Raw genomic sequence first — 13,213 nt, 5'->3', positions numbered from 1 at the left:
CGACGATCCACCGCAGCGTCCGACCCGCGGTCGCCCGAGGACGAGGAGGTCCCGTGTCCCTTACGATCGCAGGCGTGCGCACCCGACTGAGCGACCTGGCCGACCAGGCCGGGGTCTCGACCGCGACCGTGTCGCGCGTGCTCAACGGGAAGCCCGGTGTCGCCAGCTCCACCCGCCAGGCGGTGCTGGCCGCCCTGGACGTGCTGGGCTACGAGCGCCCCTCGACGCTGGCCGGCCGGTCCGCGGGACTCGTCGGTCTCGTGGTGCCCGAGCTCACCAACCCCGTCTTCCCCGCGTTCGCCCAGGCGGTCGAGTCCATCCTCGCCCAGCGGGGCTACACGCCGCTGCTGTGCACCCAGGCCCCCGGCGGCACCACCGAGGACGAGTACGTCTCGACGCTCGTGGACCACTCCGTCGACGGCATCATCTTCATCTCCGGCCTGCACGCCGACACCCGCGCCAACCACTCGCGCTACGAGCTGCTGCGCGGGCAGGGCGTGCCCATCGTGCTCGTCAACGGGTACGCACCGGGCATCGACGCCCCGTTCGTCTCCCCCGACGACGCCGAGAGCATCGACGTCGCGGTCCAGCACCTGGTCACGCTGGGGCACCGCCGCATCGGCCTGGCCATCGGCCCCGAACGGTACGTGCCCGCCCAGCGCAAGGCGGCGGCGTTCGCCGCGGCACTCGTCCGGCACGGGCTGGCCGCCGACGAGGCCGCGGCCCGGGCCCACGTGGTCAACACGCTGTACACCCTCGAGGGCGGGCAGGCCGCGGCCGCCGAGCTCTACGCCTCGGGCCACACGGCCGTGGTGTGCGGCTCGGACCTCATGGCCCTCGGTGCCGTCCGGGCGGCCCGCGCCCAGGGCCTGAAGGTCCCCGACGACGTCTCCGTCGTGGGCTACGACGACGCCCCGCTCATCGCCTTCACCGAGCCGCCGCTGACGACCGTGCGCCAGCCCGTCGACGCGATGGCCGACGCCGCCGTCAGCGCCCTGCTCACCGAGATCGGCGGGGACCGCGCCCCGCGCACGGAGCTGCTGTTCTCCCCCGAGCTCGTCGTCCGGGGCTCGACGGGCCCCGCGCCGCGCGACTGACCCTCGACCGCAGGGTTGCCCTCCTGCCCGCCGCAGCGCAGGCTGGATGCCACGACGGCCCGCCCATCGACCCCGGGCACCCCTTCTGCAAGAATCTTGCAGAGGCGTTTACACTCGACCGCCGTACCCCCACCGACCACCACCGAGGTTCCTCATGGCCACCACCGAGCCGACCATCCCGACGTCGGAGACCCTGTCCACGGGCGCCACCGTGCACGTCGGGTCCGCGACCGCCCGCGAATGGTGGCGGGACGCCGTCATCTACCAGGTCTACCCGCGCTCCTTCGCCGACGGCAACGGCGACGGCGTCGGCGACATCCCGGGCATCACGTCCCGCCTGGACCACCTGCAGACCCTCGGCGTCGACGCCGTCTGGCTGTCCCCGTTCTACCGGTCCCCCCAGAAGGACGCCGGCTACGACGTCGCCGACTACCGCGACGTCGACCCGCTGTTCGGCACCCTGGCCGACTTCGACGCGATGCTCGCCGGCGCCCACGCCCGCGGCATGCGCGTCATCGTCGACCTCGTGCCCAACCACACCTCCGACCAGCACGTCTGGTTCCAGCAGGCGCTGGCCTCCGCCCCGGGCTCGCCGGAGCGGGCGCGGTACATCTTCCGCGACGGCCGCGGCCCGGCCGGCGAGGAGCCGCCGAACAACTGGCACTCGATCTTCGGTGGTCCGGCCTGGACGCGCCTCGAGCCGCGCGAGGACGACGGCCCCCTCGGCCCGCAGTGGTACCTGCACCTCTTCGACTCCACCCAGCCGGACCTCGACTGGGACCACCCGGAGGTGCGCACCGAGTTCACCGACGTGCTGCGGTTCTGGCTGGACAAGGGCGTCGACGGCTTCCGCGTGGACGTCGCGCACGGCCTGGTCAAGGCCGACGGGCTGCCCGACTGGCACGGCCACGTGTCCATGGTCGACGGCGGCACCTCCGACGACGCCGAGGACGACCCGGGCGCCCCGGAGGACGGCTCCACCGGCGCCGGCAACCAGGGCCCGATGTTCGACCAGGACGGCGTGCACGAGATCTACCGGACCTGGCACGACGTGCTCGCCGAGTACGACGGCGATCGCTGCCTCGTCGCCGAGGCCTGGGTGGAGCCGCTGTCCCGCCTGGCGCGGTACGTGCGCCCGGACGAGATGCACCAGGCCTTCAACTTCTCGTTCCTGACCACCGCGTGGGACGCCGCCGCCCTGCGGCGCGTCGTCGCGGCGTCGTACGAGGCCAACGACGAGGTCGGCGCGCCCACCACGTGGGTGCTGTCGAACCACGACGTGGTGCGTCACGTCACCCGGCTCGGCCTGCCCGACGTCGGCGTGCGGCCCAACGGCGTCTTCGCCACGGACCCCCAGCCCGACGAGGAGCTCGGCCTGCGCCGCGGACGCGCCGCCACGCTGCTCATGCTGGGCCTGCCCGGCTCGGCTTACCTGTACCAGGGCGAGGAGCTCGGCCTGCCCGAGCACACCACGATGCCGAACGAGGTGCGCCAGGACCCGGCCCACTTCCGGACGCACGGTGCCGAGGCCGGCCGTGACGGCTGCCGCGTGCCCCTGCCGTGGGAGGCCGACGCCCCCGGCTTCGGCTTCGGCCCGACCGATGAGACGTGGCTGCCGCAGCCCGACTCCTACGCGCGCTACGCCGCCGACGTCCAGTACGACGTCCCAGGCTCGACCTTCGAGCTGTACCGGGCGGCCCTGGCCGCGCGGCGTGCTGAGGGTCTCGGGCACGGCACGATGGCGTGGCTCGAGGCGTGGGAGGACTCCGCGGACGTCGTCGCCTTCCGCAACGACGGGGTCGCCGTCGTGGCGAACCTCGGTACGGAGCCGGTGGCCCTGCCCGAGGGCGCCGAGGTGCTGCTGACCTCCGGCCCGGTGAGCGACGACCTGCCCGCCGACACCACGGTCTGGCTGCGCGCCTGACCTCACCGCTGTGGGCATGAAATATGCCGTCCGGGCTCACCCCCGGGCGGCATATTTCATGCCCACAGGCGTGACGAATTCCCCCGGGGGTATGGCTTAGGCTCGTCCTCGATGGGTACCACCGGGTCGTCGCGTCAGGTTCGCGTGCTGCGCGGTGCCGTCGCCGCGACCGTCGCGACGGGGGTCGCGCTGGCGTCGCACGTCGCCGGCGGCGCTCCCGTGCCCGGTTGGCTCGGCGTCGTCGCCCCGTGGGCGATCACGGTGTGGCTCTCCACCCTGCTGGCGGGGCGCCACGTCGCCCGCTGGCGCACGGCCTCCTCGGTCGTCGTCGGGCAGGTGCTGTTCCACACCCTCTTCGTGCTCGGCACCCCCGTCGGGGCGCCCGCCGCCTCCGACCCCCACGCCGGCCACGCCGTGCTGACGCCGTTCACGCCGACGTCGGCCACCGTCGACCTCATCCAGGCCGACGCACGCATGGGGGGCTGGCACGCCGCGGCGGCCGTCGCCACCGCCGCCCTGCTGTACCGCGGCGAGCTGCTCCTCCACCGGCTGCTCCGCGCCGCCGGCACGGTCGTCACACGCCTGGCACCACCGCGCCTTGTCGTCCCCGCCGCGGCCATCGAGGTCCCGACGGCGCCCGCCCTCGTCCCGGTCCGGTACCACCGGCCGGCACGTCCACGTCCTCAGCTGCGCCCGCTCCAACGGCGTGGCCCTCCCGCCCTCTCAGCGTCCTGAACCCCTTCCCGGGTCCGTCCGACGACGGACCCCGGTCGCGCCGCGCCCGCGCTCCCGTGCGGCGGCGCCGGCGCGCCCGTGCGGCGGCGCCGGCGCGCCCGACGCCAGAGAACCTGAGAGGCACTCCTGTGACCACCCGACGCACCACCACGACGCTCGCCCTGCTGCTCGCCGCCGGCTCCCTCGGCCTGGCGGGCTGCGCCACCGAGGAGTCCGCCGCCCCCGCGGCGACGGACACCACCACCGCCGACGACGTGTCGATCGACGACGCCTGGGTCAAGGCCGCGGACGCGGGCATGACCGCCGGCTTCGGCGACATCACCAACGACGGGGAGGCCGAGATCACCGTCGTCGCCGCAGCGACCAACGCCGCGGCCCGCACCGAGCTGCACGAGACCGCCGCCGACGCCTCGGGCGAGATGTCCATGGCCGAGGTCGAGGGGGGGTTCGTCGTGCCGGCCGGCGAGACCCTCGTCCTCGAACCGGGCGGGCACCACCTGATGCTCATGGACCTCGCCGGCCCGGTCCGTGCCGGGGACGAGCTGACGTTCACCCTGACGTTCGGCGACGGCTCGACGGCCGAGCTGACGGCGCCGGTCAAGGACTTCACCGGCGCCGAGGAGAGCTACGACGGCGAGTCCGGCGCGGAGCACGGGGACTCCTGATGGCGGCGTCCGACGAGGGCGCCCGCGGCCGGCCCGGGTCGACCCGGCGGCAGTTCCTCCTCGGAGGGGCTGCCGCCGGGTTCGGCGCGGTCGCCGCGCTGGGCGCCGAGCACGCTCTCGACCGGCCCACCGCCGCGGCGGAGCCACCTCCCCTGCACGGCACCGAGACGGTCCCGTTCCACGGTGCCCACCAGGCCGGTATCGCTACCGACGCCCAGGCGTACGGCACGTTCGTCGCGCTGGACCTGCACGAGGACACCGGCCGCGAGGCGCTCGGCCGACTGATGCGCATCCTGTCCGACGACGCCGCGCGGCTCACGCAGGGCGAGCCGGCCCTGGCGGACACCGAGCCGGAGCTCGCCGTCGTGCCGGCACGCCTGACCGTCACCTTCGGGTTCGGCCCGGGCTTCGTGGCCCGAGCCGGCGGTGAGGCCCCGGCGTGGCTGCACCCGCTGCCGTCGTTCGCCGTCGACCGGCTGGACCCCGGTTTCAGCGACGGCGACCTGCTGCTGCAGATCGCCGCCGACGACCAGCTCACCGTGTCCCACGCGACGCGGATGCTGCTCAAGGACGCCCGGGGGTTCGCCGAGGTGCGCTGGACCCAGCGCGGGTTCCGCCGGGCGCACGGGTCGGTCGCGCCCGGCACCACGATGCGCAACCTCTTCGGTCAGGTCGACGGCACCGCGAACCCGGTGCCGGGCACGCCCGACTTCGACGAGGTCGTGTGGGCCACCGAGGGCTGGATGGCCGGCGGGACGAGCGCCGTCGTCCGGCGCATCCACATGGACCTCGACGAGTGGGACACCGTCGGGCGGGCCGGACGGGAGCAGGCGGTGGGCCGGACCCAGGCGACCGGCGCCCCGCTGACCGGCACCCGGGAGCACGACGAACCGGACTTCGCCGCGCGGACCGAGGCCGGCTTCTCCGTGATCCCGGAGTTCTCGCACGTGCGGCGAGCTCGCGGTGTCGACGAGGGCCGCCACGACCGGATCTTCCGGCGGGGATACAACTACGACGACACCCCGTCCGGAGACCACGTGTCGGACGCGGGGCTGATCTTCGCCTGCTTCCAGGCCGACGTGGACCGGCAGTTCACGCCGATGCAGCGGCGGCTGGCGAAGCTGGACCTGCTGAACCGGTGGACGACACCGATCGGGTCGTCGGTGTTCGCGATCCCGCCGGGGTGCGCACCGGGCGGGTTCGTCGGCGACACCCTGCTCGCCTAGCCGTTGTGGGCATGAAATCTGCGGGCGTGAATCGATCCACGCCCGCAGATTTCATGCCCGCAACGGGGCGCGGGGTGATCAGCCGCCGGAGACGCTGAGCTCGGCCTCGCGCAGCTTCGCCTCGAACTCGGCGTCCAGCTCACGCGAGTCCAGCCAGCCGTACGGCAGGTGCGGCTTCTTCGGCGAGCCGGCACGTCCGCGCGGACCCTCGGCGTCCTCGCCCGGGTAGGGCAGGTCGAGGTCGAGGCCGTCGAGCCGCTCGCGCAGCTCGGCGAGCGTGGAGACCATCGCCAGCCCGCGGCGCGCGTCGCCCCCGACGGCGTACCCCTTGAGGTACCAGGCCATGTGCTTGCGCAGGTCGCGCATGCCCTTGTCCTCGTCACCGTCGTAGTACTCGATCATCAGCTCGCCGTGGCGGTAGATCGTCTCGGCGACCTCGCGCAGACCGGGCCGCACGCGGGCGTCGGACCCGTTGAACGCGGCCGCGAGGTCGGCGAAGAGCCACGGACGCCCCTGGCAGCCGCGGCCCACGACGACGCCGTCCGCACCGGTCTCACGGACCATGCGCACGGCGTCCTCGGCGGCCCAGATGTCGCCGTTGCCCAGCACGGGCACGGTCCGCACGGCCTCCTTGAGGCGCGCGACGGCGGTCCAGTCGGCGGTGCCGGAGTAGTGCTGGGCCGCGGTGCGGGCGTGCAGCGCGACGGCGGAGGCACCGAGGGACTCGGCGGTGCGGCCGGCCTCGAGGTACGTCAGGTGGTCGTCGTCGATGCCCTTGCGCATCTTCACGGTCACCGGGAGGCCGTGCGGCTCGGCGGCCTGGACAGCGGACCGCACGATGCCGGCGAACAGCTCGCGCTTCCACGGCACGGCCGCGCCGCCGCCCTTGCGCGTCACCTTGGGCACCGGGCAGCCGAAGTTCAGGTCGATGTGGTCGGCACGGTCCTCGGTGGCGATGATCCGCACGGCCTCGCCGACGGTCGCCGGGTCGACGCCGTAGACCTGCGCCGAGCGCGGCGTCTCGTCGTCGCCGAAGGTCACGATGCGCAGGGCCTCGGTGTTGCGCTCGACGAGCGCCCGTGAGGTCACCATCTCGGCCACGTACAGGCCGGGGTCGAACCCGGTCGACTCCCCCGCCTGGCGGCACAGGGTGCGAAAGGCGCGGTTGGTCACCCCCGCCATGGGGGCCAGCACCACCGGGGTGTCCACGGTGAGGGGTCCGATCTGCAGCGGCGGCAGCACACGGCTGCCCGACGCCGGAGCGTCGGGTGCGGAGGTGGGCTGCGGCGTCGTGCGGGCGGGGTCGAACGTGAAGGTCACGTCGGTCATTGTCCCACCGGTACCGCGCGAGCCGCTGTGACCTCCACTACCGCGCATCCCCAGGACTCGCCAGTGTGACGCTCGTCACACTGGCGCGTTTCGGGTCGCAGGATTTTTCACCCGCTGCCAATCTGGCACGACCTCGACGAAAGGAAACACATGGCCCTCTGGCTGATTATCCTCATTGCCGGTCTCATCTCCCTGATCCTCGGTCTGACCGTCCTCGGCCAGACCTTCGTCTGGATCGGTGTGGTGGCCATGGTCGTCGGAGTCGTGCTGGTGCTCATGAACAAGGGCAAGAAGAAGGTCGCTTGATCCTGGGCGGGCTGGAAATGGCCTCGCCCGCCCGACGACAAGCACTCCCCCGCTAATCCGTGACATTGTCACATCTTGCCGCGGCACAAGAATTCCGCGGCTCTCGAAGGAGGAAATGTGCCCCTCTGGCTCATTCTGATCATCATCGGCGTCGTGCTCCTGATCCTCGGGCTCAGCGGCATCGCGGAGATCCTGCTCTGGATCGGCGTCGCCATCCTGGTCGTCAGCCTGGTTCTCGCGCTGATGAACCGCGCAAAATCCTGAACTCCCCTCTGGGTTGGTGTACCCGCTGACGCGGGAGCAGTAAGGGGGCCGTCCCCACCGGGACGGCCCCCTTACTGCTGTGCGCACACGACTGCGCCGGGGTCAGGAGACGCCGGGCATCTTCTCGGCGAGGTAGCCGGCGACCTTGTCCAGGGAGACCCGCTCCTGGGCCATGGTGTCGCGGTGACGGATCGTCACGGCCTGGTCGTCGAGCGTGTCGAAGTCGACGGTGACGCAGTACGGCGTGCCGATCTCGTCCTGACGGCGGTACCGCTTGCCGATCGCCTGGGTGATGTCGTGGTCGACGTTCCAGTACTGGCGCAGCTCCTCGGCCAGCTTCTCGGCCGTCGGCAGCAGCTCGGAGCTCTTCGACAGCGGCAGCACGGCCGCCTTGACCGGGGCCAGACGCTCGTCGAGGCGCAGCACGGTGCGCTTGTCGACGCCGCCCTTGGTGTTGGGCGCCTCGTCCTCGGAGTAGGCCTCGATGAGGAACGCCATGAGGGAGCGGGTCAGACCGGCGGCCGGCTCGATGACGTACGGGAAGTACTTCTCGTTGGTCACCGGGTCGCGGTACATCAGGTCCTTGCCGGAGTGCTCCGCGTGGGTGGACAGGTCGAAGTCCGTGCGGTTGGCGATGCCCTCGAGCTCGCCCCACTCCCCGCCGGTGAACCCGAAGCGGTACTCGATGTCCACGGTGCGGGTGGAGTAGTGCGACAGCTTGTCGGCAGGGTGCTCGTACAGCCGCAGGTTCTCCGGGTCGATGCCCAGGCCCGTGTACCAGGCCATGCGGGTGTCGATCCAGTACTGGTGCCACTCGGCGTCGCTGCCCGGCTCGACGAAGAACTCCATCTCCATCTGCTCGAACTCGCGCGTGCGGAAGATGAAGTTGCCCGGCGTGATCTCGTTGCGGAACGACTTGCCGATCTGGGCGATGCCGAACGGCGGCTTCTGCCGCGCCGCGGCGGCCACGTTGGCGAAGTTCACGAAGATGCCCTGGGCCGTCTCCGGGCGCAGGTAGTGGCGGCCGGACTCGTCCTCGACGGGGCCGAGGTAGGTCTTGAGCATCATGTTGAAGTCGCGCGGCTCGGTCCACTCACCACGGGTGCCGCAGCTCGGGCAGGCGATCTCGGCGAGGCCGCCCTCGGGCGCACGGCCCTTGCGCTCCTCGAACTCCTCGATCATCTGGTCCTCGCGGAACCGCTTGTGGCAGCTCAGGCACTCGGTCAGCGGGTCGGTGAAGGCACCGAGGTGACCGGAGGCCTCCCAGACCGGCGTCGGCAGGATGACCGACGAGTCCAGGCCGACCACGTCGGGACGACGGGTCATGGCCTTCCACCACTGCTTCTTGATGTTCTCCTTGAGCTCGACGCCCAGCGGGCCGTAGTCCCACGCGGAGCGGGTACCGCCGTAGATCTCGCCGGACTGGAAGACGAATCCCCGGCGCTTGGCGAGGGAGACGACGGCGTCGAGCTTGGCGTGCGCGGACGGTGCTGCCACGGATCACTCCTGGGTGTCGACCCCGCCGGTGGCTCCGGCGGGGCGTACGTTCACGGTGGGGTCGGCGCCACGACGGGCGCCAGTGGTCCAGCGTACCGGTCGACTCCCCGCCGGAGGGCGCCGCTGCGCACGGGGCCCGGGAACGGTCGGATCGCCCGATCCGCACCCATCGTCAAGGACGCGAAGGACAAGGTGACCCCGACCGGGCCCGTCACATCGACGCGGCTCCGGTGCGGAGAAGGCCACGAGGTCAGTCAACCCAGCTGGACGATCATCACCAGAGCCAACATCCCGCCGATCACGATCCTTTCACGAGCGGTCAGGCGACGGCGGCTTCGAATAGTCACGCCGACTGCATCCGGTGCTGATCCATCGTCATACTCGGCCCGAAGCGACCGGATCTCCCGGACCACCCGGTCCACACGGGACTCATGCCCCAGCCTCACGGCCAGGTCTGCGCGCTGCACCGCCCAGCACCTCGAGACGTTGCCCTGATGATCGACGACCTCCACCCTCATTCCCGGGGTGATGTCGGAGATCTCTCGCCACGGATAGTCCCGCACCTTCACGATGTCGCGCGACCGAATACCCCAGTCCCAGACCTCGATCCTGCCGGCCGCCATCACTGTCGCGAGCGTGTGCACCACGAAAGCAAGCGCCAGCATCGCGAAGTCTCCCGGCTTGGGGAATAGTGGCACCAATGCCACCAGCACGAGGGAAAGCGCGCTCGCCATTCCACAAAAGAGTCGGGCCGCGGCGGTCGCGCGATATGTCCTGATCAACATCGTCCTGATCGCCCCCTCCGTTCTGATCAGCCAGCCGCTGGCCTCCAGCTCCTCAGCCAGTGAAGACCTCTCCGATCAGACGCCCTGGGCCCCGGACGAGCCACGCCCCACCGTGGACCAGAAGCCCCTGCGCGACCGGGCGGCGTCGACCATGGCGCGAGAGTAGCGTGACGCCCATCGCAGCAACCCGGATTGACTTTCATTCTCAACTACGGTGAGAATCGTTCTCATGACTCGTCGCGCCACCCTCGGCCTCGCCGCCGCGCTCCCCCTCAGCCTCGTCCTCGCCTCCTGCGCCACGGACGGAGGCAGCGGAGACGGCGGCGACACCGTCGACGTCCTCGCCTCCTTCTACCCGCTGCAGTACGTGGCCGAGCAGGTCGGCGGCGACCTCGTGAACGTCGAGAACCTCACTCCCCCGGCCGCCGAGCCGCACGACCTCGAGCTCGCCCCCGCCCAGGTGCGTGCCGTCGGCACGGCGGACGTCGTCGTGTACCAGTCGGGCTTCCAGCCGGCCGTCGACGAGGCGGTCGACTCCCGCGCCCCGGAGCACGTGGTCGACGCCGCCGAGGTGGTCGACCTCGAGGAGAGCCCGGGCACGATCGAGGACGGCCACGAGGGCGAGACCGCCGAGGAGCACGCCGAGCACGCGGACGAGGAGGAGCACGCGGACGAGGAGGAGCACGCCGAGGACGACGGGCACGGCCACGGCCCCCTCGACCCGCACTTCTGGCTCGACCCGACCCTCCTCGAGCCGGTCGCGGACGCCGTCGCCGAGCAGCTCTCCGCGGCCGACCCGGACAACGCGGACACCTACGCCGCGAACGCCGAGGCGCTGCAGGGCACGCTCGACGAGCTGGACGCCGAGTTCGCCACCGCGCTGGAGCCGTGCGCGGGCGAGACCCTCGTGACGAGCCACGCCGCCTTCGGGTACCTGGCCGAGCGCTACGGCCTGACGCAGGTCGGCGTCGCCGCGATCGACCCCGAGACCGAACCGTCCCCGGCGCGGCTGCGCGAGATCGGCGAGGTCGTCGAGCACGAGGGCGTGCAGACCCTCTTCACCGAGACCCTCACCAGCCCCAAGGTCACCGAGACGCTCGCCTCCGACCTCGGTGTCGGGACCGCGGTCCTCAACCCGCTGGAGGGCCTCACCACGGAGGAGATCGACGCCGGTGCGGACTACGTTGCTGTCATGACCGAGAACCTCGCGACCCTGCGCGACGGCCTGGGGTGCGCATGACGACGCCCGCGATCGACGTCCGCGACCTGCACGTGCACCTCGGCGCCAGCCACGTGCTGCGCGGGGTCGACCTGCGCGTCGACCCCGGCGAGGTCGTCGCCCTGCTCGGCGCCAACGGGTCGGGGAAGTCCACCCTGGTGCGCACCGTCGTCGGTGTCCTGGAGCCCACCCGCGGCGAGGTCGACCTGCTCGGCCACCGGCGCGGGTCGGACGTGCCGTGGGACCGCATCGGCTACGTGCCGCAGCGGGTGAGCGCGGCGGCCGGTGTGCCGTCGACCGCCGCCGAGGTCGTGGCCTCCGGGCTGCTCCACCGCGGCCGGCTCACCCTGCCGCGGGGCTGGCGGCACCGCGCCCGCGAGGCGCTGGCCCAGGTCGGTCTCGCCGACCGGGCCGACGACGCCACGAACCGGCTCTCCGGCGGCCAGCAGCAGCGGGTCCTCATCGCCCGGGCGCTGGTGCGCAGCCCCGAGGTGCTGGTCCTGGACGAACCCGTCGCCGGTGTCGACCGGCCCAGCCAGGAGGCGTTCGCCGCCACCATGGCCCGCCTCGTCGACGACGGCCTCACCGTCCTGGTGGTGCTGCACGAGCTCGGGGAGCTCGCCGGGCTCATCAGCCGGGCGGTCGTGCTGCGTCACGGACGCGTGGTGCACGACGGCGCTCCCCCGCGCCCGCACGGCGAGCACGGCACGGAAGGGCACGAGCACATCCACCCCCACACCTCCGAGGTGCCCGCCGTCAGCGGATCCGGGCTCGGCCTGACCGACACCCCGTTCGAGAGTGAGCAGGAGGCGCGGCCGTGACCGAGATCGCCTTCATGCTCACCGACCCCCTCATGCAGCGCGCCCTGCTGGCCGCCCTGCTCGTCGGCGCGGCCGCCCCGGTGGTCGGCACCTACCTCGTCCAGCGACGCCTCGCACTGCTCGGTGACGGCATCGGCCACGTCGCCCTGACCGGCGTCGCCCTCGGCTGGCTCATCGGGTCGGCCATGGGTCTGGCGCCCAACGACGTGCTGGCCATCCCGGGCGCCGTCGTCGCCGCCGTCATCGGCTCGGTCCTCATCGAGGTCGTCCGACGCCGCGGGCGCACCTCCGGCGACCTGGCGCTGGCGATCATGTTCTACGGCGGTATCGCGGGCGGTGTGCTGATCATCGGCATCGCGGGCGGGTCGTCCGGCAGCCTCATGTCGTACCTGTTCGGGTCGATCTCGACGGTCACGACCACCGACCTCGTCCTCACCGTGGTCCTGTGCCTGCTGATCCTCGTGCTCGGCGTCGGGCTGCGTCCCGCGCTGTTCTCGGTCAGCCACGACGAGGAGTTCGCGATCTCCTCCGGCCTGCCCGTCTGGGCGCTCAACATGGCTGTCGCGGTCCTGGCGGCCCTGACCGTCACCGTGGCGATGCGGGTGGTCGGGCTGCTGCTCGTCTCGGCCCTGATGATCGTGCCCGTGGCGATCGGGCAGCTCGTGACACACTCCTTCCGCCGCACGATGGCCGTCGGCTCGGTCACGGGCGTGGCGGTGTGCGTCACCGGGCTCAGCATCACCTACTGGTACCCGCTGTCCCCCGGTGCCCTCATCGTGGTGCTCGCGATCGGCGTCTACGCGCTGGTCGCGGGGCTGCACCCGCTGCTCGCCCGTCGCCGTCCCGCCGGCGACCCGCACCCCGACATCCCCGACGACGTCCAGGTGGCCGCCCGGACGTCCGCGCAAGGAGACTGCGAATGAACACACCGCTGCGCATGACCAAGCAGCGGGCCGCCGTCGCCGAGGCGCTCGACGCCAGCGACGAGTTCCGCAGCGCGCAGCAGCTGCACGAGCTGCTGCGCGACCGTGGTGACGCCGTCGGTCTCGCCACGGTCTACCGGACGCTGCAGGCGCTCGCCGACGGCGGCGACGTCGACGTGCTGCGCACGGACGACGGCGAGGCGCTGTACCGCCGCTGCGCCCGCACGGAGCACCACCACCACCTGGTGTGCCGCTCGTGCGGCCGAGCCGTCGAGATCGACGGCCCCACGGTCGAGGCCTGGGCCGCCGAGGTCGGCGCCTCCCAGGGCTTCTCGGACATCGACCACACCATCGAGCTCTGGGGCACCTGCGCCGACTGCCGCGCACTGTGACGTAGTCGACTAAGGACAGGCATACCTCAC

General features: G+C 72.1%; 14 protein-coding genes. 11 read left to right on the top strand and 3 right to left on the bottom strand.

Annotated features, from left to right (window positions below; genetic code table 11):
• Positions 1–74: 74 nt before the first annotated feature.
• The 5 genes from Q6347_RS06690 (at position 75) to Q6347_RS06670 (ending at position 5,647) form a co-directional block, all read left to right on the top strand.
• Positions 75–1,097 carry a LacI family DNA-binding transcriptional regulator gene (locus tag Q6347_RS06690; protein ID WP_304604280.1) on the top strand — a complete coding sequence of 341 codons (1,023 nt, stop codon included), beginning with the start codon at positions 75–77 and terminating at the stop codon, positions 1,095–1,097.
• A gap of 154 nt (positions 1,098–1,251) precedes the next feature.
• Positions 1,252–3,021, top strand: coding sequence for an alpha-amylase family glycosyl hydrolase (locus Q6347_RS06685; protein WP_304604281.1), 1,770 nt, complete (start codon positions 1,252–1,254; stop codon positions 3,019–3,021).
• A gap of 111 nt (positions 3,022–3,132) precedes the next feature.
• Positions 3,133–3,756, top strand: coding sequence for a hypothetical protein (locus Q6347_RS06680; RefSeq protein WP_304606978.1), 624 nt, complete (start codon positions 3,133–3,135; stop codon positions 3,754–3,756).
• A 128-nt stretch (positions 3,757–3,884) separates the two neighbouring features.
• Entirely contained in the window at positions 3,885–4,421 is a 537-nt protein-coding gene (locus Q6347_RS06675) for a copper chaperone PCu(A)C (protein ID WP_304606977.1), read from the top strand.
• Positions 4,421–5,647, top strand: a complete 1,227-nt coding sequence (locus tag Q6347_RS06670; RefSeq protein WP_304604284.1) for a Dyp-type peroxidase — start codon at positions 4,421–4,423, stop codon at positions 5,645–5,647. The genes Q6347_RS06675 and Q6347_RS06670 overlap by 1 nt, the downstream gene beginning before the upstream one ends.
• 78 nt (positions 5,648–5,725) lie before the next feature.
• On the opposite strand, the gene dusB is transcribed toward Q6347_RS06670, so the two are convergent.
• The gene (dusB, locus tag Q6347_RS06665) at positions 5,726–6,976 is read right to left on the bottom strand and encodes a tRNA dihydrouridine synthase DusB (protein WP_369810816.1); all 1,251 of its coding nucleotides are present in this window, start codon (positions 6,974–6,976) and stop codon (positions 5,726–5,728) included.
• Between the two features lie 150 nt (positions 6,977–7,126).
• Between dusB and Q6347_RS06660 the strand changes: the two genes are divergently transcribed.
• Complete coding sequence (locus tag Q6347_RS06660; protein WP_171247973.1) at positions 7,127–7,282, top strand: hypothetical protein; 156 nt, start codon at positions 7,127–7,129, stop codon at positions 7,280–7,282.
• Positions 7,283–7,399: 117 nt separating this feature from the next.
• Positions 7,400–7,546 (top strand): hypothetical protein, encoded by a 147-nt coding sequence (locus Q6347_RS06655; RefSeq protein WP_171247972.1) that lies wholly within the window; start codon positions 7,400–7,402, stop codon positions 7,544–7,546.
• 102 nt (positions 7,547–7,648) lie between these two features.
• Here Q6347_RS06655 and Q6347_RS06650 read toward each other — a convergent pair whose 3' ends face one another.
• Together Q6347_RS06650 and Q6347_RS06645 are read right to left on the bottom strand one after the other, a co-directional pair.
• The gene (locus tag Q6347_RS06650; protein ID WP_304606976.1) at positions 7,649–9,043 is read right to left on the bottom strand and encodes a glycine--tRNA ligase; all 1,395 of its coding nucleotides are present in this window, start codon (positions 9,041–9,043) and stop codon (positions 7,649–7,651) included.
• A 254-nt stretch (positions 9,044–9,297) separates the two neighbouring features.
• Complete coding sequence (locus tag Q6347_RS06645; RefSeq protein WP_304606975.1) at positions 9,298–9,777, bottom strand: hypothetical protein; 480 nt, start codon at positions 9,775–9,777, stop codon at positions 9,298–9,300.
• A gap of 280 nt (positions 9,778–10,057) precedes the next feature.
• Between Q6347_RS06645 and Q6347_RS06640 the strand changes: the two genes are divergently transcribed.
• From Q6347_RS06640 to Q6347_RS06625, 4 genes are read left to right on the top strand one after another with little or no spacing between them, the layout of a single operon-like run.
• A complete protein-coding gene (locus tag Q6347_RS06640; RefSeq protein WP_304606974.1) occupies positions 10,058–11,068 on the top strand; it encodes a metal ABC transporter solute-binding protein, Zn/Mn family in 1,011 nt (336 codons plus the stop codon).
• Positions 11,065–11,868, top strand: a complete 804-nt coding sequence (locus Q6347_RS06635; protein ID WP_304604289.1) for a metal ABC transporter ATP-binding protein — start codon at positions 11,065–11,067, stop codon at positions 11,866–11,868. The genes Q6347_RS06640 and Q6347_RS06635 overlap by 4 nt, the downstream gene beginning before the upstream one ends.
• 14 nt (positions 11,869–11,882) lie before the next feature.
• A complete protein-coding gene (locus Q6347_RS06630) occupies positions 11,883–12,791 on the top strand; it encodes a metal ABC transporter permease (RefSeq protein ID WP_171248310.1) in 909 nt (302 codons plus the stop codon).
• A complete protein-coding gene (locus tag Q6347_RS06625; protein WP_171247964.1) occupies positions 12,788–13,183 on the top strand; it encodes a Fur family transcriptional regulator in 396 nt (131 codons plus the stop codon). Before Q6347_RS06630 ends, Q6347_RS06625 begins: the two co-directional genes overlap by 4 nt.
• The last annotated feature ends 30 nt before the right edge of the window (positions 13,184–13,213 follow it).

This window comes from Isoptericola sp. b408, from assembly GCF_030588085.1.
Lineage (GTDB): Bacteria > Actinomycetota > Actinomycetes > Actinomycetales > Cellulomonadaceae > Isoptericola > Isoptericola sediminis.
Note: the sequence above shows the minus strand (reverse complement) of the source record. Positions and strands in the feature narration are given on the sequence as shown.